21 protein-coding genes are annotated in these 23,002 nt (G+C 66.1%); 15 read left to right on the forward strand and 6 right to left on the reverse strand.

From position 1 onward, the window contains the following. Positions 1-166 precede the first annotated feature (166 nt). Complete coding sequence (holA, locus tag QNO10_RS06680; RefSeq protein WP_229948494.1) at positions 167-1,201, forward strand: DNA polymerase III subunit delta; 1,035 nt, start codon at positions 167-169, stop codon at positions 1,199-1,201. Between the two features lie 189 nt (positions 1,202-1,390). Here holA and rpsT read toward each other — a convergent pair whose 3' ends face one another. Together rpsT and QNO10_RS06690 are read right to left on the reverse strand one after the other, a co-directional pair. Further along, positions 1,391-1,651, reverse strand: coding sequence for a 30S ribosomal protein S20 (rpsT, locus tag QNO10_RS06685; RefSeq protein WP_227911452.1), 261 nt, complete (start codon positions 1,649-1,651; stop codon positions 1,391-1,393). Positions 1,652-1,824: 173 nt separating this feature from the next. Further along, positions 1,825-2,430, reverse strand: coding sequence for a type II toxin-antitoxin system PemK/MazF family toxin (locus QNO10_RS06690; protein WP_229948491.1), 606 nt, complete (start codon positions 2,428-2,430; stop codon positions 1,825-1,827). Between the two features lie 186 nt (positions 2,431-2,616). Here QNO10_RS06690 and lepA point away from each other — a divergent pair, with 186 nt between their 5' ends. Further along, positions 2,617-4,470, forward strand: a complete 1,854-nt coding sequence (lepA, locus tag QNO10_RS06695) for a translation elongation factor 4 (RefSeq protein WP_229948489.1) — start codon at positions 2,617-2,619, stop codon at positions 4,468-4,470. Next, positions 4,467-5,699 (forward strand): radical SAM family heme chaperone HemW, encoded by a 1,233-nt coding sequence (gene hemW, locus QNO10_RS06700; RefSeq protein ID WP_229948487.1) that lies wholly within the window; start codon positions 4,467-4,469, stop codon positions 5,697-5,699. The genes lepA and hemW overlap by 4 nt, the downstream gene beginning before the upstream one ends. Before the next feature lie 43 nt (positions 5,700-5,742). On the opposite strand, the gene QNO10_RS06705 is transcribed toward hemW, so the two are convergent. Both QNO10_RS06705 and QNO10_RS06710 read right to left on the reverse strand, forming a co-directional pair. After that, positions 5,743-6,171 carry a DUF4870 domain-containing protein gene (locus QNO10_RS06705; protein WP_442860250.1) on the reverse strand — a complete coding sequence of 143 codons (429 nt, stop codon included), beginning with the start codon at positions 6,169-6,171 and terminating at the stop codon, positions 5,743-5,745. Between the two features lie 117 nt (positions 6,172-6,288). After that, complete coding sequence (locus tag QNO10_RS06710) at positions 6,289-7,137, reverse strand: DUF3097 domain-containing protein (RefSeq protein ID WP_229948485.1); 849 nt, start codon at positions 7,135-7,137, stop codon at positions 6,289-6,291. Positions 7,138-7,403: 266 nt separating this feature from the next. Between QNO10_RS06710 and hrcA the strand changes: the two genes are divergently transcribed. The 3 genes from hrcA to QNO10_RS06725 all read left to right on the forward strand — a co-directional run bounded on the left by hrcA (position 7,404) and on the right by QNO10_RS06725 (position 10,458). Next, positions 7,404-8,417, forward strand: a complete 1,014-nt coding sequence (gene hrcA / locus QNO10_RS06715) for a heat-inducible transcriptional repressor HrcA (protein ID WP_229948483.1) — start codon at positions 7,404-7,406, stop codon at positions 8,415-8,417. A gap of 105 nt (positions 8,418-8,522) precedes the next feature. Then, on the forward strand, positions 8,523-9,665 hold the full coding sequence (gene dnaJ / locus QNO10_RS06720; RefSeq protein WP_229948482.1) for a molecular chaperone DnaJ: 1,143 nt from the start codon (positions 8,523-8,525) through the stop codon (positions 9,663-9,665). A 1-nt stretch (position 9,666) separates the two neighbouring features. Continuing rightward, complete coding sequence (locus tag QNO10_RS06725) at positions 9,667-10,458, forward strand: 16S rRNA (uracil(1498)-N(3))-methyltransferase (protein ID WP_229948480.1); 792 nt, start codon at positions 9,667-9,669, stop codon at positions 10,456-10,458. A gap of 39 nt (positions 10,459-10,497) precedes the next feature. On the opposite strand, the gene QNO10_RS06730 is transcribed toward QNO10_RS06725, so the two are convergent. Further along, entirely contained in the window at positions 10,498-11,469 is a 972-nt protein-coding gene (locus tag QNO10_RS06730) for a GerMN domain-containing protein (protein ID WP_229948478.1), read from the reverse strand. A gap of 371 nt (positions 11,470-11,840) precedes the next feature. Here QNO10_RS06730 and QNO10_RS06735 point away from each other — a divergent pair, with 371 nt between their 5' ends. The 8 genes from QNO10_RS06735 (at position 11,841) to QNO10_RS06770 (ending at position 20,808) form a co-directional block, all read left to right on the forward strand. Further along, a complete protein-coding gene (locus tag QNO10_RS06735; protein ID WP_442860257.1) occupies positions 11,841-12,911 on the forward strand; it encodes a PhoH family protein in 1,071 nt (356 codons plus the stop codon). Then, complete coding sequence (ybeY, locus tag QNO10_RS06740) at positions 12,908-13,384, forward strand: rRNA maturation RNase YbeY (RefSeq protein WP_229948475.1); 477 nt, start codon at positions 12,908-12,910, stop codon at positions 13,382-13,384. Before QNO10_RS06735 ends, ybeY begins: the two co-directional genes overlap by 4 nt. 20 nt (positions 13,385-13,404) lie before the next feature. Next, on the forward strand, positions 13,405-14,715 hold the full coding sequence (locus QNO10_RS06745; protein ID WP_442860256.1) for a hemolysin family protein: 1,311 nt from the start codon (positions 13,405-13,407) through the stop codon (positions 14,713-14,715). Continuing rightward, positions 14,708-15,637 carry a GTPase Era gene (era, locus tag QNO10_RS06750; protein ID WP_229948470.1) on the forward strand — a complete coding sequence of 310 codons (930 nt, stop codon included), beginning with the start codon at positions 14,708-14,710 and terminating at the stop codon, positions 15,635-15,637. The genes QNO10_RS06745 and era overlap by 8 nt, the downstream gene beginning before the upstream one ends. Positions 15,638-15,722: 85 nt before the next feature. Beyond that, complete coding sequence (locus tag QNO10_RS06755) at positions 15,723-17,246, forward strand: LCP family protein (RefSeq protein ID WP_229948469.1); 1,524 nt, start codon at positions 15,723-15,725, stop codon at positions 17,244-17,246. A gap of 176 nt (positions 17,247-17,422) precedes the next feature. Continuing rightward, complete coding sequence (gene leuA / locus QNO10_RS06760; protein ID WP_229948468.1) at positions 17,423-19,165, forward strand: 2-isopropylmalate synthase; 1,743 nt, start codon at positions 17,423-17,425, stop codon at positions 19,163-19,165. 66 nt (positions 19,166-19,231) lie between these two features. Next, positions 19,232-19,981 carry a DNA repair protein RecO gene (gene recO / locus QNO10_RS06765; RefSeq protein WP_229948467.1) on the forward strand — a complete coding sequence of 250 codons (750 nt, stop codon included), beginning with the start codon at positions 19,232-19,234 and terminating at the stop codon, positions 19,979-19,981. Beyond that, positions 19,978-20,808 carry an isoprenyl transferase gene (locus QNO10_RS06770; RefSeq protein WP_442860255.1) on the forward strand — a complete coding sequence of 277 codons (831 nt, stop codon included), beginning with the start codon at positions 19,978-19,980 and terminating at the stop codon, positions 20,806-20,808. The genes recO and QNO10_RS06770 overlap by 4 nt, the downstream gene beginning before the upstream one ends. On the opposite strand, the gene QNO10_RS06775 is transcribed toward QNO10_RS06770, so the two are convergent. Next, complete coding sequence (locus QNO10_RS06775) at positions 20,795-21,814, reverse strand: alpha/beta hydrolase (protein WP_229948465.1); 1,020 nt, start codon at positions 21,812-21,814, stop codon at positions 20,795-20,797. The genes QNO10_RS06770 and QNO10_RS06775 overlap by 14 nt on opposite strands. A gap of 79 nt (positions 21,815-21,893) precedes the next feature. On the opposite strand from QNO10_RS06775, the gene QNO10_RS06780 reads away from it, so the two are divergent. After that, positions 21,894-22,979 (forward strand): quinone-dependent dihydroorotate dehydrogenase, encoded by a 1,086-nt coding sequence (locus QNO10_RS06780; protein ID WP_229948464.1) that lies wholly within the window; start codon positions 21,894-21,896, stop codon positions 22,977-22,979. Positions 22,980-23,002: the final 23 nt, after the last annotated feature.

Below are 23,002 nucleotides of genomic sequence, written 5' to 3' on the forward strand. Positions count from 1 at the left end.
GGTGGACAGGGGGACGGACCCAGTCCGAGCCGCGCCAAAATTGGCCGCCGCCGAGGACCGTGGCAATCTTGGAGGGAAGCCCTCCGCATTGCGGCGGCGTTTCGAATCATTAACCCCGGCGGGACCGTACACATGGACCCGCCACACTAGCCCAGGAGCGCCTGCTGTGAATCCGGCCGTCCCATCCAAACGCAGCTCCGGCGGCAAGCCCTCCCCAAAGTCCTCGGCGACGGTCTCCTGGCGTGAGGTCGAACCTGCCCCCGTGGTGCTGCTGGCAGGTCCGGAGGATTATCTGGCGTCCCGGGCGAGGGACCGGCTGCGGGGATTGCTGCGGGAGAAGCAGCCCGACACGGAGCTGGTGCACTTCGACGCCGCCACCTACGTCTCCGGTGAACTCACCCTGCAGTCGAGCCCCTCGCTGTTCGGCGAAGCCAAACTCATCGAGGCCGTGAACCTGGCATCCATGAACGAGGATTTCCTGACCGAGACCCTGGCCTATTTGAAGGATCCTTCCCCGGACGGGGTACTGGTGCTGCACCATGCCGGCGGTAACCGCGGTAAAAAGCTGCTGGATGCGGTCAAAGCTGCCGGTGCGCCCGTCGTCGAGTGCCAGCCCTTCAAGAAAGACGCCGAAAAACTCGATTTCGTGGCCTCGGAATTCCGTTCCGCCCGTCGCCGGGTCGAGCCTTCCGCAGCGCGGGCGCTGGTCAACGCCGTCGGTTCCAGCCTTTCCGAGCTGGCAGCCGCCTGCCAGCAGCTGATCAGCGATTCCACCGGGGAAGTCACCGAGGAACTGGTGGAGCGTTATTACGGCGGACGGGTCGAAGCCACCGCGTTCAAGGTCGCCGACGCAGCCCTCGCCGGGCGTGCCGCGCAGGCACTCTCGATGCTTCGGCATGCCCTCGACACCGGAGTGGATCCGGTTCCGCTGGTCGCTGCCCTGGCCATGAAGGTGCGGGCGGTGGCGCGCGTGGCGAACCTACGCGGATCCTCCGCCTCGATGGCCAAGGACCTGTCCATGGCTCCGTGGCAGGTCGACCAGGCCCGGCGGGATGCGCAGCGGTTTTCTTCGGAGTCGCTGATTGAAGCGGTTCAGGCCCTCGCTGAGGCCGACGCCCAGGTCAAGGGCGCCGGCCGGGACCCGGTCTACGCCGTGGAGCGGGCCGTCACCGTCATCGCCCTGGCAGCATCCGGACGGTAAGCGGGAGGTTTCCGCCCCGGGCCCGACCCGGGCGGCTTGCCGGGCAGTAGGCGGGCGGGCCTGGTGCTTGGCGGGTCCGGGCCCGGCCCGGGGTCCGGCGGAGTCCGCCGTCACACTAACCGCTTAAAACAAAGCGCGGCCGGTCCCGAAGGACCGGCCGCGCCGGATAAATCTGAGGGGGGCGGCTGCTTAGAGCGCGCTGACCTTCTTGGAGATGGCCGACTTGCGGTTTGCAGCGTTGTTCTTGTGGATAACGCCCTTGCTGACGGCCTTGTCCAGCTTGCGGCTGGCGGTCTTCAGCGCTTCTGCTGCTGCGTCCTTGTCGCTGGCCTTGACAGCTACATCAACCTTGTTGATGACGGTCTTCAGCTCGGACTTCACCGAGTTGTTACGCTGACGCGCCTTCTCGTTAGTGAGGATGCGCTTCTTCTGGGACTTAATATTGGCCACTTATAAACTCTCTTTGTATTGCGGACTTGGTCGGTGAGGGTATTTCAGCCCAGACATTGACTGAGCGGCGTGGGGATACCGTAATGGCGCCTGAACCAAAGTGCCCGTCGACCTGCGCGGACACACAGCAATAAATGTTAGCAGAGTTTGGGCGCCGGTAACGAAAACGGTGCTCAGCGCGCCGGACGCATGACCGCCAAGCGGCGGACAACCGTCTGGAAAACGTTCCTGTCCATTATCGCACCTTCCCGGCGCACGCCGTCCGGGTCGAGCTGCAGCACCCGGTCCAGCCTTACCTCGCTGGGGCGCCCTTTACTATCCCAGGAACCGGTACCCACGTCGAGATAGCGCGGGTCGGAGCTGCCGGGTGAATTCCGGTCGCGGCTGGTCATCATCAGGGCCAGCAGATACCCACCGCTGCGTCCGATCAGCAGGACGGGGCGGTCCTTGCCCTGGGTAGGGTCCTCCTCATACGGCACCCAGGCCCAGACAACCTCGCCGGGGTCCGGATCGCCGTCGGGCTGCGGGGCATACACCGGGTTCACCGGCCCCCGGTAGTCACCGGCGTAACGGGGGGAAGCGGAGGAAGGCGTCGGTGCCCGCCCGGCCGGTGCGGAACGCGTTCGTGCAGGGGGCGGCGACGGCCTGGTTCCGGGGGAGGGGGAAGGTGTGCCGCTGCGACCGGTGGTGGTGGGGGAGCCGGATGCGGAGCCGGCCGAACGCAGCAGGCGGACCGCGGAGCGGGCGAAGGAGGCAAAGGAACGGGCGTTAAAGGGCATGGCATAACGTTATGCTCCCGGCGCCAGCTCCAAGGGTGTGTTTCCGGTTCCTGTTGCGGGAGGCAAACGTGGGAGACTGTTAACTCAAGAGAACACCTACCAGACCCGCCAGGACTTTGCCTCCGGATACCCGCGCGCACCGCGTACCGTCCGGCTCGTCCCGGAAACAGTAAAGGAACCGCCACAGTGTCACCCATGGCCCGCTTCTCGCCGGTGCCTGCCGCGACGGATCCGGCGATCATCAGAAACTTCTGCATCATCGCCCACATCGACCACGGCAAGTCCACCCTGGCCGACCGCATGCTCCAGTCCACCGGAGTGGTTGAGCACCGGAACATGAAGGCCCAGTACCTGGACCGGATGGATATTGAGCGCGAACGCGGCATCACCATCAAGTCCCAGGCCGTGCGTATGCCGTGGGAGCTCGACGGCGAGTCCTACGCCCTGAACATGATCGATACCCCGGGCCACGTGGACTTCACCTACGAGGTGTCCCGGTCCCTCGCGGCCTGCGAAGGCGCAGTGCTGCTGGTGGATGCCGCCCAGGGCATTGAGGCGCAGACCCTGGCGAACCTGTACCTGGCGATGGAAAACGACCTCACCATCATTCCGGTCCTGAACAAGATTGACCTCCCGGCCGCGCAGCCGGAGAAGTACGCCGAGGAACTGGCGAAGCTGATCGGCGGCGATCCGGAGGACGTGCTGAGGGTCTCCGGTAAGACCGGCGTCGGCGTTGAAGCCCTGCTGGACCAGATTGTCCGTGAGATTCCGGCACCGGTGGGCGATCCCAACGCCCCCGCCCGGGCCATGATCTTTGACTCCGTCTATGACACCTACCGCGGCGTCGTTACCTATGTCCGCGTGGTGGACGGTTCGCTGTCCCCGCGCGAACGCATCCAGATGATGTCCACCCGCGCCAGCCATGAACTCCTGGAAATCGGTGTCAGCTCCCCGGAGCCGACTCCGTCTAAGGGCCTTGGCGTGGGCGAGGTGGGTTACCTCATCACCGGTGTGAAGGACGTGCGCCTGTCCAAGGTGGGCGACACCGTCACCAACCTCGCCAAGCCGGCCGCGAAATCGCTCGAAGGCTACGCCGATCCCAAACCCATGGTCTTCTCCGGGCTGTACCCCATCGACGGCGCCGACTACCCGGTGCTGCGCGACGCGCTGGAAAAACTGATGCTTAATGATGCCGCGCTGGTGTATGAACCCGAGACGTCCGCGGCGCTGGGCTTCGGCTTCCGGGTGGGCTTCCTGGGCCTGCTGCACCTGGAAATCACCCGTGAACGGCTCGAGCGTGAGTACAACCTGGACCTGATCTCCACCGCGCCCAATGTGGAGTACGAGGTGACGCTGGAGGACAAGAAGGTGGTCACGGTGACCAACCCCAGCGAGTACCCCGAAGGCAAAATCAACGAGGTCCGCGAGCCGATGGTTGCCGCTACGATCCTGGCGCCGAGCGAATTTGTCGGCGCGATCATGGAGCTGTGCCAGACCCGCCGCGGCGTCCTGGGAGGGATGGACTATCTCTCCGAGGACCGGGTGGAAATCCGGTACCGCCTGCCGCTGGCCGAGATCGTTTTCGACTTCTTCGACGTCCTCAAGTCCAAGACCCGCGGCTATGCCTCACTGGACTGGAAGGCCGACGGCGAACAGGTCGCCGACCTGGTCAAGGTGGACATCCTGCTCCAGGGTGAACAGGTGGACGCGTTCAGCTCCATCACGCACAGGGACAAGGCATACTCCTACGGCGTGATGATGACGGGCAAGCTGCGCGAACTGATTCCGCGCCAGCAGTTCGAGGTGCCCATCCAGGCGGCCATCGGCTCCCGGATCATCGCCCGCGAATCCATCCGCGCCATCCGCAAGGACGTGCTGGCCAAGTGCTACGGCGGCGACATCAGCCGTAAGCGCAAGCTGCTGGAAAAGCAGAAGGAAGGCAAGAAGCGGATGAAGATGGTCGGCCGTGTGGAGGTTCCCCAGGAAGCCTTCGTGGCAGCGCTTTCCTCCGACGAATCCAAGGACAAATCCAAGAAGTGACACCCAGCGCACTGCCCCTCGGGGACCCGGCACCCGCCGACGGTCTCCTCCCCGCGCAGGCCGCGGACGGCGCAGCGGAGCGGAACTTCGGACTCTATGTCCATATTCCGTTCTGCGCCGTCCGCTGCGGCTACTGCGATTTCAACACCTATACCGCCACGGAGCTCGGCGGCGGAGCGGACCAGGCCGCCTACGGGGGTACGGCGGCACGGGAAGTCGTTTTCGCCGCGGACGCGCTGCGGCGCTCGGGCCTGCCGGAACGCCCAATGGGCACCGTCTTCTTCGGCGGCGGCACCCCCACGCTGCTCCCGGCTGAGGACCTGGCGCTGATCCTGCGCACCGCCGTCGACCAGTGGGGACTGGCCCCCGGCGCGGAGGTCACCACCGAAGCGAACCCGGACTCCGTCACTCCGCAGTCCCTGCAGCTGCTTGCCGATGCCGGTTTCACCCGGGTGTCCTTCGGTATGCAGTCCGCTGTGCCGCACGTGCTGGCGGTGCTCGACCGGACGCATACTCCCTCCCGTGTCCCGCAGGCCGTGCAGTGGGCGCGCGACGCCGGACTGCACGTCAGCGTGGACCTCATCTACGGGACCCCCGGCGAATCCATGGCCGACTGGCAGCACTCGCTCGAAGAAGCGCTGAGCTACGAGCCGGACCATATCTCGGCCTACGCTCTCATCATCGAGGAAGGCACGAAGCTGGCTGCCCGGATGCGGCGCGGGGAAGTTCCACCGATCGACGACGACGACCACGCCGACAAGTACCTGCTCGCCGACGAACTGATGTCTGCCGCGGGACTGTCGTGGTACGAGGTCAGCAACTGGGCACGCACGCCCGCGGACCAGTGCCTGCACAACCTGGCCTACTGGCGCAGTGACGACTGGTGGGGCATTGGTCCCGGAGCCCATTCCCATGCGGGCGGGGTGCGCTGGTGGAACGCCAAGCATCCGACGGCCTATGCCCAGCGGATCGGGGCGGGGGAGTCACCCGCCGTCGGGCGCGAAACCCTCGACGCGGATACCCGGTACGTGGAGGATGTGATGCTGCGCGTCCGGCTGGCCGAGGGCCTGGAGCTGTCGCGCCTGAAGGACTCCGGGCGGCTCGCCGTCGCGGGTCTGATTGCTGACGGACTGGTGGACCCTCAGGCTGCCTTCACGGGGCGGGTCCTGCTGACCACAAAGGGCCGGCTGCTGGCCGACGCCGTGGTCCGGCGCCTGCTGCCGGACTAAGCTGCCCAACTGGGCTGCCCGGAGGGGCGCCCGGCTGCTTGGCCTACTTGATCCGGCGCAGGTTGAACGGGTAGCGGTAGGGCCGGCCGCGGTTGCACTCGATGCCCGCGATGACGGAGGACACGGCAACGTAGACCCAGATCAGGGCGTTGAGGACGGCGAAGAATCCACCGACAACGGGGATGAAAGACAGTGCCCAAACCGTCAGGGCAGCAATGCTGGGAGGAAGCGTGAAGTTCAGCGCCTCCTTGGATTCCTGGGCGGTGAACGGGCCGCGGTCCCGGAACACCAGGTAAATGATCAGGGACGGAACAAAAGCGAGGATGCCGCCGAAGTGCGCCATGGTCGCCCACTGCCGGTCCTCGGACGCGGTCAGCGGCAGGGCATTTGCCGGAGCCCCCTGGTACACGGGACGGGGAACCCCGCTCCGTTCTTCCGGCCGGGGCTGGTGATTCTGGCGTGTGTTGGACACGGCGTATATTCCTTTTGGCTCATGGTGACACAGGGTCGGTCCGCTACTACGTATCCCTCAAGGGTACTGGCTTGGCCGCTTTGTCACGGAACGGCGGCACGCGGAGAGGCGGAGATCTCAGGCGGGAACGGTCAGGAAGTCGATGACTTCCTCCACCCGTCCCAGCAGCGACGGTTCCAGATCCGCATAGCTGTTCACCTGGCCCAGCAGTTTCTTCCAGCCCAGCGCGACGTCGGTATGGTCCCGGTGCGGCCACCCGAGTCCCTGCAGGATGCCGGTCTTCCAATCCAGGTGCCGGGGGACTACGGGCCAGGCGCTGCGGCCGATCACGGACGGCTTGATGGCCTGCCAGACATCCACGTACGGGTGGCCGACAATAAGCACGTTGCCGCGCGCGCCGGGGGAGGTCATAGCCTCGGCGGCAATGCGGGATTCCTTGGATCCCGGCACCAGGTGGTCCACCAGAATTCCCAGCCGGCGGCCCGGCCCCGGGGCGAACTCGCGGACAGCGGAGTAGAGGTCATCCACGCCGTGGAGGGGCTCGACGACGATTCCCTCGACCCGCAGGTCATCGCCCCAGACCTTTTCCACCAGCTCGGCGTCGTGCTTGCCCTCCACCCAGATGCGGCTCGCCCGGGCAGTGCGGGCGCGCTGGTTGGCAACGCGTACCGAGCCCGACGCCGTGCGCGCCGAACCGGTCTTCGCGGCTGCCGGGGCGGCGGCCACCACTTCGACCGGCTCTCCCTCGAGCAGGAAACCAAAGCCGAGCTCGAAGGATTTTGTTTTGCCGCGCCGGTCTTCGAGCACCATCAGGTGCAGCCCGCCGGATTTCTCGACGCGCACCACTGCACCTACCCAGCCGGTGGCAACATCCTCCACCACGAGGCCGGGTTCGGCGCCGACTTTACGCAGGGAGGTCCGGGCCGGTGCAGTGATGTCCTGCGGACCCCAGGAAAAGCTGGACACGGAAGTTGCCTCGCTTACGGAACTGGATCGGATGGATAACCGCAGCAGGCCACGGGTTCTCCAATGCTAGCAACGGTGGTGATCCGTATTAGACTTAGCACTTGGACAGTGCGAGTGCTAAGCCGGGTTCCAAGTCGATTGCCGAATCGATTGCCGAGTCGATTTGCCAAGCCGATTGCCAAGCACCGTCTCCACCGTTTTAGGAGCCTGCCCAGCAGGCCGGTCAGCACCACGATCAATCCGCCGATCAACAGGGAGGGAAAACCATGAGTGAGCCACGCAGACTCGAGGTCCTCCGCGCCATTGTTGAGGACTACGTCCATTCGCGTGAGCCCGTGGGCTCCAAGGCACTGGTGGAACGCCACCATTTGGGGGTTTCCTCCGCGACGATCCGCAATGACATGGCCGCCCTGGAGGAAGAGGGGCTCATTACCGCTCCGCATACTTCCGCCGGCCGGATCCCCACCGACAAGGGCTACCGCCTTTTCGTTGACCGCATCTCCGACGTCAAGCCCCTCTCTGCCCCCGAGCGCCGGGCCATCCAGTCCCTGCTGGAAGAGGCGGACGACCTCGATGACGTGATGGACCGCACGGTCCGCCTGCTGTCCCAGCTGACCAACCAGGTGGCCGTGGTGCAGTATCCGCACCTGGGCAATGCCAAGGTGCGCCACATTGAATTTGTCCTGCTGGCACCGGCGCAGGTGCTGGTTGTCCTGATCTCGACCACAGGGCGGGTGGAACAGCGGGTGATGACGGTTCCCCAGCCGGTGACCGAACCGGACCTGATGGACCTGCGCCACCATTTCCTTTCCGCGCTGGCAGGCAAACCCCTGAGCAGCATCACCAGCCAGCTGGCCAACGCCCTGGCCACCGTGCCGGCCGACCGCAGGCGCGTGGGAAACTCCCTGGGGCACTGCCTGGAGCAGCTTGCGGGCATCAACCGCGAGGACCGCATGGTGATGGCAGGGACCGCCAACCTGGCCCGCTCCACTGTAGACTTCCCGCTGACGATCGGTCCGGTGCTGGAAGCGCTCGAGGAACAAGTGGTGATGCTGCGGCTGCTGTCCGAGATGGAGCAGGATGCCCGCGGTGTCGCCGTTCGGATCGGACGGGAGAATCCGCACGGCGGGCTGTCGGAAGCCTCGGTGGTGGCAACCGGCTACGGTCCGGATGCCACGGCGAAGGTCGGCATCCTCGGCCCCACCCGCATGGACTATCCCACCACCATGGCCGCAGTGCGTGCCGTGGCGCGGTACCTGTCCCGGATACTGAACAACTAGCCCGGTCCCCAGCAGTTACGGACCTCCCCGCCGGGCAACCTGCGGGATTCCCAACTCCGCCTTCAAACGCTGAAGGTACGCAATACAGGAAAGCGATGTGCACGAGTGAGCGATCACTACCAGGTTCTGGGTGTCGGACGAGACGCCACCGGTGAAGAAATCAAGAAGGCGTACCGGAAGCTTGCCCGCAAGCTGCACCCCGACGTCAACAACGCCCCGGGCGCCTCGGATGAGTTCAAAGCCGTAACGCACGCCTACGAGGTTCTCTCCGATCCGGAAAAGCGGCGGATCTACGACACCACCGGTAACGAGAACGGCAACGACAACGGCTTTGGCGGCGGCGGGGGCTTCGGTGCCCAGGGCTTCGGCTTCCAGGACATCTTCGATACGTTCTTCGGCGGCGCCGCTCCGGGCGGCGGGCGTGGACCGGCATCGCGCAGCCGCCGTGGCCAGGATGCGCTCATCAATGTCCGCATCGACCTCAAGGACGCCGTCTTCGGCGTCAACAAGAAGATCGACGTCGACACCGCAGTGGTGTGCCCCACCTGCGACGGTTCCTGCTGCCAGCCCGGCACCTCGCCGCGCACCTGCGACATCTGCCACGGCACCGGCCAGGTCCAGCGGGCCGTGCGCTCCATCCTGGGCCAGGTCATGACCTCCGCACCCTGCGGAACCTGCAACGGTTTCGGCACCGTCATCCCCGATCCCTGCCACGAATGTTCCGGTGAAGGCCGCGTCCGCAACCGCCGCACCCTCACCATCAAGGTTCCCGCGGGCGTCGCCACCGGGACCCGGATCCAGCTCGGGGGACAGGGTGAAGCCGGCCTCGCCGGCGGTCCCGCCGGTGACCTTTACGTGGAGATCAGGGTCAATAACGACCCGACGTTCCTGCGCGAAGGCGATGACCTGCACGCCACGCTGACCGTGCCCATGACCGCGGCGGCCCTTGGCACCACCGTGACCCTGGAAACGTTCGACGGCGAACGAGACATCACGGTCAAGCCCGGCACCCAGTCCGGCGAGGTATCCGTGCTCAACGACCTGGGCGTCACGCACCTGCGCGGCCACGGCCGTGGAGACCTGCGCGTCCACCTGCACGTGGAGACCCCGCAGAAGCTGGACGCCGAACAGGAGGAGCTGCTGCGCAAGCTGGCCAAGCTGCGGGGCGAGGAGTACAGCGAGGGGCGGCTCAACAGCTCCGGTACCGGCGTCTTCGCGAAGCTGCGGGACCGGCTGGGCAACCTCTGAGATGACCAACCCCATCTTCTTCGGTGACCCGGTTCAGGTGGCTGCCGCCGGGCCCGGAGATGTTTTCCGACTGGAAGGTCCGGAAGCCCGGCACGCTGTGTCGGTCAAACGGCTCGGCATCGGTGAGGACGTGGACGTGGTTGACGGTGCCGGCCGCCGGCTGACCGGCACCGTGACGGATACCGGTGCCTCCGTGCTGGAACTGCGGGTGGCGGCGGTCCTCGAGGAACCGGCGCCGTCCGAACGGTTTCTCCTGGTTCAGGCCCTGGCCAAGGGGGACCGCGACGAGCAGGCAGTGGAAGCGGCCACCGAGCTGGGCGTGGATACGGTGATCCCGTGGCAGTCGGACCGCAGCATCGTCCGCTGGCGCGCCGAGAAGGCGGCAAAGGGGCAGGCGAAGTGGCAGGCGCTGACCACTGCCGCCGCCAAGCAGTCGCGGCGTTCCCGTATCCCCGGGGTCGAGCCGGTGCTGGACAGCAGGCAACTGGTGGACCGCCTCCAGGGCATCGACCTGGTCCTCGTCCTGCATGAGGAAGCCGACGCACCCCTGGCCGGGGCGCTAAGCGAAATGACCGGCCGCCGTGCCGACCCCGCAGCCGATCCCGCAGACGGGACTGCGCCGGTGTCGATTGCCGTTGTGGTGGGTCCCGAAGGCGGCATCAGCCCCGCGGAGCTGGACGCGATGCGCAGTGCCGGTGCCGTGGCGGTGAGGCTGGGACCGCATGTGCTGCGCTCTTCGACTGCCGGTCCCGCCGCGCTGGCGCTGCTGAACCAGCTGCTCGGGCGCTGGTAGGAGACACCGGCAGGCCGCGGGAACCGGGAGGGACCGGGGTTAGTCTTCCGGTGCCTCTGCGGGCAGGTCGACCTTGATGCGCTTGGAATCGCCTGCCGCCTCCTGGCCGTCGTAATACACCCGGAGGTTGTACTCACCGGGCGCCAGTTCAGCGGTGAAGCTGAATTCGCCGGTCTCGCCCTGCGCCTGTGCCAATTCCACCTGGCCCGAGGCCGCGGCGGCTGTGGACGGCCGCCCGTCCACGATGGGCTCGGCGCGCCAGCGCAGGCCGGCCGGCTGGGCGACTGCCGTGCCGCTCACCGTGAGGTCGCTGTTGCGCTCGTCGGATTCCTGCGGATCGATCACCCAGATCGGTGCGACCAGGGAGGGGTCCCGGCTGAGCGGTTTGTCGAGCGGCACGTGGCCGAATGCACGGTATCCCTCTTTTCCGTCCACGAGGATCACCACGCTGCTGACCTGTCCCACGGTGGTCAAGGCGGCGTTTGCTGCGGCAGCGGTGGCGGTGTACACCAGCTGCTGGACCGCACGGTAGGCCATGCCCGAGTCAAGGGAGCCCTTGAAAGCATCCGAGGAGATGTCCACGGTAATGACGTTCTTGCTGGAAATCGATGCGGTGACGCTCTCCGCTGCATGCCAGGGCGAGAAATAGTCCTTGTCCAGCGGCGTCTGGGCGGTCATGGCCTGGACGGCTTCGCCGATGGGGTCCCCGGCGTTGCTGGAGTGAAGGAACTCACGGTAAAGACTGACCGTTGAGTCGTTCAGTCCAAGCCAATACACCGGCATGAGCGTTGGTCCGGAGCTTGCCTCGGCCGGGGAAGGGACCGCCATCGGCGCTGCGGCGGAGGCGGCAGCGGCGTCGTAGTTGGAGGGCATGGTGATGGTGGGATTCTCCGCCAGGACACCGCACCCCCCCAGTCCGAGGGCGGATGCGGCCACGAGGGAGGCGGCCAGTAAACGTTTGCTGCGGAGCCCTTGAAGGGAGGACATTCCGCGGTTGGCTGGGGCGTCCATCTATCCTTCCGGGGCGTCGTGAAAAAGGTACGTGTTCAACCTTTGCACAGGTAGTCGGGGCTACCCGTGCAGGTAAGCGGCCCGTGCCCGGACTGAAACACGATTGAGACACCACCGTTGCGGACCCGAGATAAATCGGTTGCCGCACCGCGCGCCGGTGAGTGCATCAAGTAAGATTTAGGTGTCGGGCGGGAGTGCGTCCATGCGGGACGTGTGTACGCCGCGAAGGAAATAAACATCTCGGCCGGGGCGTTTGCCTTGGCGGGAGAGGTAACCGGGCTCCAACCGGGTTTCACCGCCCGATGCGGAAACAAGACTCTATAAGGGGCGATGAAAGGCCTGAAAAGGCCGTCTATATGACCGAATCTTCAATGGAAATCGGCACCATACGGCTGGATAACCAGACCATAGTCTTTGACTCCACCGAACATATGGTCCAGTCGCTGGGTGCGAATGACGAGGCACTCAGGATCATTGAGACGGCCAATCCCGAGGTGACCCTGATGGTGCGCGGGAACGAGCTCTCAGTCTCCGGTCCCGCCGCCGAGGTGGAGCAGACCGTGCGCCTGATCAATGAAGTCCGCGTGCTTGCGCGCAACCAGACCCGGGTGACGCCGCAGGTCCTCGAGCAGCTGATCAGCATGCTCCGGGACCAGAGCACCCACCGCCCCTCGGACGTCCTGACCCAGAACATCCTTTCCACGCGCGGAAAGACCATCCGGCCCAAGACCCTGAACCAGAAGAACTACGTGGATGCGATCGACCGCAACACAGTGGTCTTCGGCATCGGTCCCGCGGGTACCGGAAAGACCTACCTGGCCATGGCCAAGGCCGTCCAGGCACTGCAGCAAAAAGAAGTGAACCGGATTATCCTGACCCGTCCGGCTGTCGAGGCGGGGGAGCGGCTTGGCTTCCTCCCGGGCACGCTGAGCGACAAGATCGACCCGTATCTGCGTCCGCTCTACGATGCCCTCCACGACATGATGGATCCCGAATCCATTCCGCGCCTGATGGCAGCCGGCACCATTGAAGTGGCCCCGCTGGCGTATATGCGCGGCCGGACCCTAAACGATGCCTTCATCATCCTGGACGAAGCCCAGAACACGACGCCGGAACAAATGAAGATGTTCCTCACCCGGCTCGGCTTCGGTTCCAAGATGGTGGTGACAGGCGACGTCACCCAGGTGGACCTGCCCGGCGGCACCGCGTCAGGCCTGCGGATCGTGCACGACATCCTGGGCGGCATTGAGGATGTCGCGTTCTCCGAGCTGCAGGCCGTGGATGTTGTACGGCACCGCCTGGTCAGCAACATTGTCACCGCCTACAGCGAGTGGGACGAATCCCGGCGGCGCAGCGCAGCAGACGGCGGCCGGAACGACGGCGGCCGGTTCAATGGCAGCGGCCGCGCCAATGCAGGACACAACCGGGAGGGACGCGCATGAGCATCGAAGTGAACAACGAGTCCAGCGCACCCGACGTCAACGAAGAAGAACTGGCCAGGCTTGGCCGGTACCTGCTGGACAGCCTCTACGTGCACCCCGAAGCGGACCTGTCCATCATCCTCGTCGATGAGGACGCCATCGAGAAGCTGCATATCGAGTGGATGGACCTGCCCGGTCCCACCGATGTGCTCTCCTTTCCGATGGACGAACTCCGTCCCGGCACGGCCGGACGCATTACGCCCGCCGGTGTCCTGGGCGACATCGTGCTGTGCCCGCAGGTTGCGGCACGCCAGGCACGGGAGGCCGGCCACGGAACGGACGAGGAGCTGCTGCTCCTGACCACCCACGGCGTCCTGCACCTGCTGGGTTATGACCACGCCGAGCCGGAAGAGGAAAAGGAGATGTTCGGCCTCCAGCGCCGCCTCCTGTCCGCCTACCTCGGCAAACAGGCGCCCAAGGAGACCCGAAGTTGAGTATTGGCGTCCTCATCGTCATGGCCATGGTGTTCATGGTCCTGGCGGGCCTGCTGACAGCCGCCGAGTCAGCGTACGGCTACCTGCCGCGGCAGGACGCCGAAGCTCTGCTCCACGGGAAGGCAGGGGCACCGCTCCGCCGCATCCTGGCGCATCCGGTGGCACATATGCACGCGCTGCGTTTCTGGCGGGTGTGGTTTGAAATGGCCATGGCCGTGTCCGTGGCCACGCTGTTCCAGCTCGTGGTGGACAACATCTGGCTGGCCGGACTGCTGGCCACGGTGACCATGGCCGGCGTCGGCTTTGTGCTCGTTGGTGTCTCGCCCCGGCAGATCGGGCGCAAGCACGTCACCGCCGTCGTTGTCCTGACAGCCGGGCTGGTCCGCGTGCTGCGGGCCGTCCTGGGGCCGATCCCCGGCTGGCTGGTCCGGCTGGGTTCGGCCGTTGCCCCGGGCACCCAGGGACCCGACGCAGCGTTCTTCACGGAAGAGGAATTCCGTGAACTGCTGGACCGCGCCTCCGACGCGGACATGATCGAGGACACCGAGGCGGAACTGATCCACTCTGTCTTCGAACTCGGCGATACCAAGGTCCGGTCCGTCATGGTCCCGCGCACCGACATGGTGTGCATCGAAGCCGGCAGCACGCTGCGCCAGGCCATGTCGCTGTTCCTGCGCTCGGGCTACTCCCGCGTCCCCGTCATCGAAGACAGTGCGGACCACCTCGTGGGAATCCTCTACCTCAAGGACGTCGCGGCGCAGATGCACAGCGACCCCGAGCGCGCCTCGGTGCAGAAGGTGGAGGACTACGCCCGCAGTGTCCGCTACGTGCCGGAGTCCAAGGCCGTCAGCGAGCTGCTGCAGGAGCTGCAGCGCGAGTCCACCCATGTTGCCATCGTCATTGACGAATACGGCGGAACGGCCGGATTGGTTACGCTTGAGGACCTGATCGAGGAGATCGTCGGCGAAATCGTTGACGAGTACGACTCGGAGCGCCCCGAGATCGAAGGCCTCGGCGACGGCCGCTACCGCGTCAGTTCCAAAACCGGCATCGACGACCTCGGTGAGCTGTTCGACGTCGAACTGGAGGATGATGAAGTGGACACGGTGGGCGGCCTCCTGGCCAAGGCCCTGGGCCGCGTCCCGATTGTCGGCAGCGAGGTAGTGGTCGAAGGCATTGCCCTGCACGCCGAACGGCTGGAGGGCCGGCGCAACCGGGTCTCGCACGTACTGGCCTGGAACACCGCAGCAGATAACGAAGAATCCAGCGACGACGGCAGGAACCCTGCCCCGCGCACCCGCTCTACAGAATTGGTACCCCGTAATGACTGACCCGAAGTTCCGCGCAGGATTCGTTTCCCTGGTGGGCCGGCCCAATGCCGGCAAGTCCACCCTCACCAACGCGCTGGTCGGTTCCAAGGTGGCCATCACTTCTGCCAAGCCGCAGACCACCCGGCACACCATCCGCGGCATCGTCCACCGTGAGGACTCCCAGCTGATCCTGGTCGACACCCCGGGACTGCACCGTCCGCGCACCCTGCTGGGAAAGCGGCTGAATGACCTGGTGGCGGACACGCTGGCCGAAGTGGACGCCATCGGCTTCTGCCTTCCCGCCAACGAGGCCGTAGGCCCCGGCGACCGCTATATCGCCGCCCAGCTGGCAGCACTGAAGCGCACACCGGTCATCGCGCTGGTCACCAAGACGGACCTCGTGGACCGTGCGGCGCTGGCGAAGCAGCTGATGTCGGTCACCGCGCTGGGCAACGAGGTGCTCGGGGAGGCGGGATGGGCCGACGTCGTACCAGTCTCCGCAGCCGACGGCTTCCAGGTGGACACGGTCGCGGATGTCCTGGTCAGCCACATGCCCGCCTCGCCGCCCCTGTACCCGGACGGCGAACTGACGGACGAACCCGAGGCCGTGATGGTGGCCGAGCTCATCCGCGAAGCAGCCCTTGAAGGCGTCCGTGATGAGCTGCCCCATTCGCTGGCGGTGGTGGTGGATGAAATCGTCCCCCGCGAGGGACGCAGCGAAGACAACCAGCTGCTGGACGTCCGGGTGAACCTCTATGTGGAGCGCTCCTCGCAGAAGGCCATCATCATCGGCCGCGGCGGGTCCCGGCTGCGTGACGTCGGCACCACCGCCCGGCGCGGCATCGAGGCGCTGCTGGGCACCAAGGTCTACCTTGACCTGCATGTCAAGATTGCCAAGGACTGGCAGCGGGACCCCAAGCAGCTTGTAAAACTGGGATTCTAGGCGCTGCGCTCTGCGCACTTTCAGGAGCGCCCCGTACACTTTGAAACATTCGTTTGTGCATATTGATTCATGAAGGGGACCGGCTATGTCATCTCGCCGTGCCGCAACGGGCGGCGGCCCCTTGGGAAAACCGACTGCAGACCAGGGTTCAGCTGAACCCAGCGGCAGACACCTGTCCACCGGGGCCTCCGGCCACACCGCGCTCAAGGCCATTGCTGCTGTCCTGGCCCTGGTGCTGGTGGGCGGGGTGGTCTTCGGGGCCGTCCAGCTGCTGCGGCTCAGGGGGAACTTCGATACCCAGCCCCTGAACCTCGGCTCCGGCGACGCACCGGCGGAAGTGGTTGATACCAACACCGATCCCATGCAGATCCTGGTACTGGGAACCGATGAGCGTGACGGCCAGAACTCGAACAACTCGGACGTGATGATGCTGGTGAACCTCTCGGCGGACCGGTCCAATGTCACCGTGGTCAGTTTCCCCCGCGACCTTCTGGTTCCCCTGCCGGAATGCGAGGATCCCTCGTCCGGGACGGTGTATGACGCCATGGACCTCGGCCAGCTGAACGGCGCCCTGGGCAACGGCGGGCCCGGCTGCACCGTTGCGGCAATCAACGACGTTACCGGCCTGTCGATCGACCACTTCATGATGGCCGACTTCGACGCGGTGAAGGAACTGTCCAACACCCTTGGCGGCGTCGAGGTCTGTGTCAACCAGCCCGTCGATGACCCGCTGTCCGGCCTGGACCTGCCGGCAGGTGTGAGCAGCGTCCAGGGCGACCAGGCCCTCGCCTTCCTGCGGACCCGCCACGGGTTCGGCGACGGCGGCGATGAGGGCCGCATCCGCGCCCAGCAGAGCTTCCTTGCCTCCATGGTCCGTAAGGTCAAGGAGGAAGGTACGTTGAACAACCTTCCCAAGCTTTATTCGCTTGCCGAAACCGTCACGAAGAACCTCACCGTGGACGACGGCCTGGCGGACATTCCCGACCTGGTTTCCCTGGCGACCCGCCTGAAGGACGTCGACCTGGGCAAGGTCGCCTTCGTCACCGTTCCGGTCATGCCCTACGAATACGACACCAACCGGCTGGTCATCAACGAGGAAGCCGCGCAGCCGCTCTTCGATGCGCTGGTCTCCGACCAGGGCGTTTCCGCTGCGGAAACGTCCGCTCCGGCCCCCCCTGCGGAGACGGGAACTCCGGGTGCCCCGGCGGCAACTGAACCGGCCGCCGTCGAGCCTGCCGCCGTCGACCCCGCTGCCGTCCCGGTGACGCTGGTCAACGCTTCCGGCAAGGCCGGCCGGGATGCCCAGGTCGTGGAGTTCCTTACCTCCAAGGGCTTTGTCCAGGCACTTGCCGGTGGCTCCGCTGCCGCCGAGAGCCCGGCCACGCAGATCTTCTACGGCTACGGCTACGAAGAGATGGCCCTGGAAGTCGCCCGGACGCTGAACATCCCCAGCGTGCAGGTGGTACTCAGTGCCGTCACCACGGGAGTGTACCTGGAGGTCGGTGCGGACTTCGCTACCGGGTCGACGATGCGTGATCTCGGAGACCTGGGGGACCTGGACGGGCAGACCGCCGCGCAGGTTACGTGCCAGTCGGCGTTTGGGAACTAGCCCTGGCTGCACCGAGGGGACTGCGTGTTAGTCTGATCACGTGCACGCAGAGATCTTTCTCCTTAGCTGCCGCGGCGAGGCCACACAAGCACCTGCTTAGGCCGCCCCTCGCTGCGGAGTTTGTGTTGCCCGGCCACCATTTCTGATGTTCGACAAGAAAAGGCCAGACCAACACCATGCGCAACGCACAGCAGTCCTCGGGCATGCCGATCTTCAAGTACGTCCCTTTCCACGAGCAGATTGCAGTTGACCTGCCGGACCGGACCTGGCCCGACAAGGTCCTCACCAAGGCTCCGCGCTGGTGCGCCGTCGACCTCCGGGACGGCAACCAGGCGCTGATCGACCCGATGACGCCCGAACGCAAGCACAAGATGTTCGACCTGCTGGTGAAGATGGGCTTCAAGGAGATCGAAGTCGGTTTTCCGTCGGCGTCGCAGTTGGACTTCGACTTTGTCCGCCAGCTCATCGAGGGCGACCGGATCCCCGACGACGTCACGATCCAGGTCCTGACCCAGTCACGGGAACACCTGATTGAGCGCACCTACGAATCACTCCAGGGCGCGGACCGGGCGATTGTCCACCTCTACAACTCCACATCCGTGCTGCAGCGCCGCGTCGTGTTCAACACCGACCAGGACGGCATCGTGGACATTGCACTGTCCGGTGCCCGCCTGTGCAAAAAATACGAGGAGCAGCTCCGCGGCGTCGACGTCACCTATGAGTACTCGCCGGAGTCCTACACCGGTACGGAAATGGATTTCGCCCTGCGGATCTCGAACGCCGTCGCCGAAGTGCTCGAAGCCTCCCCGGACCGGCAGATGATCCTGAACCTGCCGGCAACCGTCGAAATGACCACGCCGAACGTCTACGCGGATTCCATTGAGTGGATGCACCGCAACATCGCCAACCGCGAGTCCATCATCCTGTCACTGCACCCGCACAACGACCGGGGCACCGGCGTGGCGGCCGCTGAACTGGGTTACCTGGCCGGGGCGGACCGGATCGAGGGGTGCCTGTTCGGCAACGGGGAGCGCACGGGCAACGTGGACCTGGTAACGCTGGGCATGAACCTGTTCAGCCACGGCATCGACCCGCAGATCGACTTCTCCGACATGGACGAAATCCGCCGCACCGTGGAGTACTGCAACCAGCTCCCCGTGCCCGAACGGTCGCCGTACGGCGGTGACCTCGTCTTCACGGCCTTCTCCGGCTCGCATCAGGACGCCATCAAGAAGGGCTTTGAGTCCATGGAGAAGGACGCAGCGGCCGCGGGCACAACCGTGGACGAACTGCAGTGGGGCGTGCCGTACCTGCCGATCGATCCCAAGGACATCGGCCGCAGCTACGAGGCGGTCATCCGCGTCAATTCACAGTCAGGCAAGGGCGGAGTCGCCTACCTGCTCAAGAACGAGCACAACCTCGACCTGCCGCGCCGCGCCCAGATCGAGTTCTCCGGCGTCATCCAGCGCCGCACGGATACCGCCGGCGGCGAGGTCACCGGAGCGGAGCTCTGGAAGGTGTTCCAAGATGAGTACCTGCCGCATACGCCCGGGTCCGACGCCGCGGCCTGGGGACACTACGAACTCACCTCGGTCAACGCAGACACGGCGGCCGACGGCGGCTTCAACCTGACCGCGACCCTTCATGTGGACGGCATGCGGCAGCGGCGGATGGCCAGCGGAACCGGACCCATCGCAGCGCTGCTGACAATCCTGGGACAGGACGGCATCGACGTGCGGCTCTTGGACTACACCGAGCATGCGCTCTCCGCCAGCGGCAACGCCCACGCTGCGGCGTACGTGGAGCTGGCCGTGGGGGAGCGGGTGCTCTGGGGTGTGGGCATCGACCCCAACACCACCATGTCCGCGTTGAAGGCCGTCATTTCCGCAGTCAACCGGGCCATCCGGGACCAGGCCTAGACAAATCCGGGGCACGCCGGGCGGCAGCGGTCCGCCGGGCGTGCCCGGGCGTGGGAAAATAACAGCGTGGCCAAATCCTTTGCATCCCGCACCTACCGGGATGACGCGGTTGTCCTGCGCACCCACAAGCTGGGCGAGGCGGACCGCATCCTCGTCCTGCTGACCCGCGAACACGGGCAGGTGCGCGCTGTAGCCAAGGGCGTCCGGCGGACCTCGAGCAAGTTCGGCGCACGGCTGGAACCGTTCATGGTCGCTGAACTGCTGCTCTCGCACGGACGTAACCTCGACATTGTGACGCAGGCCCAGACCAAGGGCGCCTACGGGCACGGGATCGCGGCGGACTACGCCAGATACACCGCGGCAGCCGCGATTGCCGAAACCGCCGAGCGCCTCACGGACATTGACGGCGAATCCGCGAAGGCCCATTACCAGCTGGTGATCGGTGCCTTTGCCGCCCTCAGCCGCGGTTCACACGCCCCGGAACTGATCCTGGATTCCTACCTGCTGCGGGCACTGGCCACCGCCGGGTGGGCACCGAGTTTCACTGACTGCGCCCGCTGCGGCGCTCCCGGACCGCACACGGCGTTTTCCGCGCCGCTGGGTGGTGCGGTCTGCCCCGTCTGCCGGCCGCCCGGCTCGGCGTCCCCCTCTGCCGAGACGATGGCACTGCTCGCGGCGCTGCTCACCGGAGACTGGCCCGCGGCGGATGCCTCGGGTCCGCAGCCACGGCACGAGTCCGCCGGCCTGGTCGCCGGATATCTTCAGTGGCACCTGGAACGGGTGCTGCGGTCCCTTCAACATGTGGAGCGTGTCTGACCTTGCGTTCAAAATCTCCGTCCGCCACCCCGGCAGGACCGGTACGCCCGCCGGAACCGCACCCCTCGGGTGCGGTTCCCCCGCCGGTCCCTGCCGAGTTGGTCCCCGCCCACGTGGCAATCGTGATGGACGGCAACGGACGGTGGGCCAACCAGCGCGGCCTGCCCCGCACCGAGGGACACCGTGCCGGCGAAGCCGCGTTGCTCGACGTGATGGCCGGCGCCATCGAGATGGGCATCAGGCACGTCTCGGTCTACGCCTTCTCCACCGAGAACTGGAAACGGTCACCGGAGGAAGTCCGCTTTCTGATGGGCTTCAGCCGCGACGTCCTGCGGCGGCAGCGGGACCAGCTCAACGAATGGGGAGTGCGGATCCGCTGGTCCGGCCGCCGCCCCAGGCTGTGGCAGAGCGTGGTCCGGGAACTGGAAACGGCCGAAGAAGCCACCCGGACCAACACGGTATGCACGCTGAATATGTGCGTGAACTACGGCGGCCGGGCGGAAATCGCCGACGCCGTCGCTGCGATTGCCGCCGACGTCCAGAAGGGAAAGCTGCGTCCCGGATCGATCTCGGAAAAAACCATCCAGAAGTACCTGGACGAACCGGACCTGCCGGACGTGGACCTTTTCCTGCGTACCTCGGGGGAGCAGCGCTTCTCCAACTTCATGCTCTGGCAGTCCGCCTACGCCGAAATGGTTTTCATGGATACGCTCTGGCCGGACGTTGACCGGCGGACCCTGTGGGAAGCGGTGGAAATCTACGCCCGCCGGGACCGCCGGTACGGCGGCGCCGTGGACCAGGCGGCCGGGTCCGTTACGGGAGCATAAACGCCCGGGCCCACCGCTGGATGCCGGTGTAGACCCGGGTACGGACAGGCAGGGCGGAAAGCAGGGTGTCGTGCAGGGCGCCGTCGAACCGGTACACCGTGACTTCCGGCCCGAGCAGGACACCGCGCTGGACCATCAGGTTCACGTCCAGCACGCTGTCGGTGCTCAGCATCCGGGGATTCCAGGTGGCGGCGACCGTCGACGCTGCGGAAGCCAGCAGCAGCACCGGCACCCGGATGTCCAGGCCGCGGGCCACCCGGGCGTGCCCCGCCAGCACTGCCTTGATCCAGCCGGCACGGACCGGGAAGCTGAACGGCGGCCGCCACTGCGGATTCACATCCCATTCTCCGTCCATTGACGAGCTGATGCTCCGGAAATAAAAACCGAACTCGGGGATCTTCAGCCGGGTCCGGGGCCGCCGGCGGGCCACCGGTTCCAGCAGCCCGCTGGTGGCGAAGCGCAGGATCGAACTGCCGCTGAGCTCCAGCCAGGGGCTGTTCAGGATCAATGCCTGCAGGCGGCCGGGAAAACGGTCTGCCCAGAGCGCCGCGACCAGCCCGCCGGTCGAGTGGGCCATTATCGTGGTCCGCATGCCGGCGCCGTACCGGGCCCGGACATCCACCGCCATGGCCGCCAGCGCGGCTTCGATGTCGGCGTCATACTCCGCCAGGTCGCTCACATACCCCTCGGACTGGCCGGGGCGCAGGCTCCGGCCGTACTTCCGCAGGTCCAGGGCATAAAACGGGACACCCTGTGCGGCCCAGAAGCGGGCCAGATCGGCCTGGAAGAAATAGTCGCTCCAGCCATGCAGGTACAGGACAACGTCGATATCTCCGTCGATATTTCCGTCGATCTTGCTGTCGCCCGGTACAGGAGGTACGGGAGGAAGATAGGTGACCAGGGTGGCAACCACCGGGCCTTCGTCATCTGCCCCCAGATCCAGGGTGAGGCTGTGGAACCCCTCGCCTAGACCATCGGGTTTCCAGGTGGGGTGCTCGTGCCGCATGCCTTCGACAATAGCCGACCCCCGGGCGGATTATCCCCGGGGGTTTGGCACGCGCTGCCGGGTCTGCAATCTTTGACCTATGCGCATTTATCCAACCTTCTTCCGGCTGGTTTTCTCGGGCATGGACCCTGAACTGGCACACCGGATCGGTTTCGACCTGATCCGTGCGGCGGCCCGTACGCCCGCCGGGCCGGTTCTGCGGCGGCTGATGCGGCCGTCGGCGGTTCTGCGGACCGAAGCCCTGGGACTGACCTTTCCGTCGCCGTTCGGTCTGGCGGCGGGATTCGACAAGGAAGGTTCGGGCATTGCCGCCCTGGGCAACCTGGGGTTCGGGCATGTCGAGGTAGGGACCGTTACGGCGCAGGCCCAGCCCGGCAACGCCAAGCCGCGACTGTTCCGCCTGGTCGAGGACCGGGCGGTGATCAACCGGATGGGGTTCAACAACGACGGGGCCGCGGCGGTGGCGCCGCGCCTGGCGAAGGCCCGGAAATCGCTGACGAAAGCCTTCGGCGATCCGCGCCCGGTGATCGGCGTCAACATCGGCAAGACGAAGACCGTTGACCTCGCTGACGCCGTCGCGGACTACCTCGCCAGCGCCCGGGAGCTGGCCCCGTACGCCGACTACCTTGCCGTGAACGTCAGTTCCCCCAACACGCCCGGCCTGCGGCTGCTGCAGGACATTTCCTCGTTACGCCCGCTGCTGGCCCAAGTGGGCAGCGCGGCCGACGAGGCCGCCGGACGGCATGTGCCGCTGCTGGTCAAAATCGCACCGGACCTCACCGACGCCGATATTGACGACGTCGCCGAGCTGGCACTGTCGCTGCAGCTGGACGGGGTCATCGCCGTCAACACCACCGTCACCCGCGAGAACCTGGTGACCGATCCGGAACGAGTGATTGCCTGCGGTGTAGGCGGACTGAGCGGTGCGCCGCTGAAGAAACGCTCCCTTGAGGTCCTGCACCGGCTGCACGCCCGCCTGGGCCAGGACGGCCCGGCCATCATCTCCGTCGGGGGAGTGGAAACCGCCGCGGACGCCCAGGAACGGCTGGATGCCGGGGCCGCCCTGGTTCAGGGCTACACCGCGTTCCTCTACGAGGGGCCGTTCTGGGCCGCCCGGATCAACCGCGGCCTGGCCCGGTCCGCACGCCGGGCAGCCAAGGGCTGACCCGGCCTGGGCTGAACCGGCAA

Origin of the sequence: Arthrobacter sp. zg-Y919, assembly GCF_030142045.1 — a bacterium.
Classification (GTDB): Bacteria; Actinomycetota; Actinomycetes; order Actinomycetales; family Micrococcaceae; genus Arthrobacter_B.

Bases quoted from the DNA above. Each gene is read 5' to 3' on its own strand.
- QNO10_RS06745 (WP_442860256.1), top strand. From the start codon at position 13,405: ATGGCCATGGTGTTCATGGTCCTGGCGGGCCTGCTGACAGCCGCCGAG.
- QNO10_RS06730 (WP_229948478.1), bottom strand. From the start codon at position 11,469: ATGGACGCCCCAGCCAACCGCGGAATGTCCTCCCTTCAAGGGCTCCGC.
- leuA (WP_229948468.1), top strand. From the start codon at position 17,423: ATGCGCAACGCACAGCAGTCCTCGGGCATGCCGATCTTCAAGTACGTC.
- QNO10_RS06690 (WP_229948491.1), bottom strand. From the start codon at position 2,430: ATGCCCTTTAACGCCCGTTCCTTTGCCTCCTTCGCCCGCTCCGCGGTC.
- era (WP_229948470.1), top strand. From the start codon at position 14,708: ATGACTGACCCGAAGTTCCGCGCAGGATTCGTTTCCCTGGTGGGCCGG.
- hrcA (WP_229948483.1), top strand. From the start codon at position 7,404: ATGAGTGAGCCACGCAGACTCGAGGTCCTCCGCGCCATTGTTGAGGAC.
- QNO10_RS06755 (WP_229948469.1), top strand. From the start codon at position 15,723: ATGTCATCTCGCCGTGCCGCAACGGGCGGCGGCCCCTTGGGAAAACCG.
- QNO10_RS06775 (WP_229948465.1), bottom strand. From the start codon at position 21,814: ATGCGGCACGAGCACCCCACCTGGAAACCCGATGGTCTAGGCGAGGGG.
- QNO10_RS06735 (WP_442860257.1), top strand. From the start codon at position 11,841: ATGGAAATCGGCACCATACGGCTGGATAACCAGACCATAGTCTTTGAC.
- QNO10_RS06725 (WP_229948480.1), top strand. From the start codon at position 9,667: ATGACCAACCCCATCTTCTTCGGTGACCCGGTTCAGGTGGCTGCCGCC.
- QNO10_RS06780 (WP_229948464.1), top strand. From the start codon at position 21,894: ATGCGCATTTATCCAACCTTCTTCCGGCTGGTTTTCTCGGGCATGGAC.
- ybeY (WP_229948475.1), top strand. From the start codon at position 12,908: ATGAGCATCGAAGTGAACAACGAGTCCAGCGCACCCGACGTCAACGAA.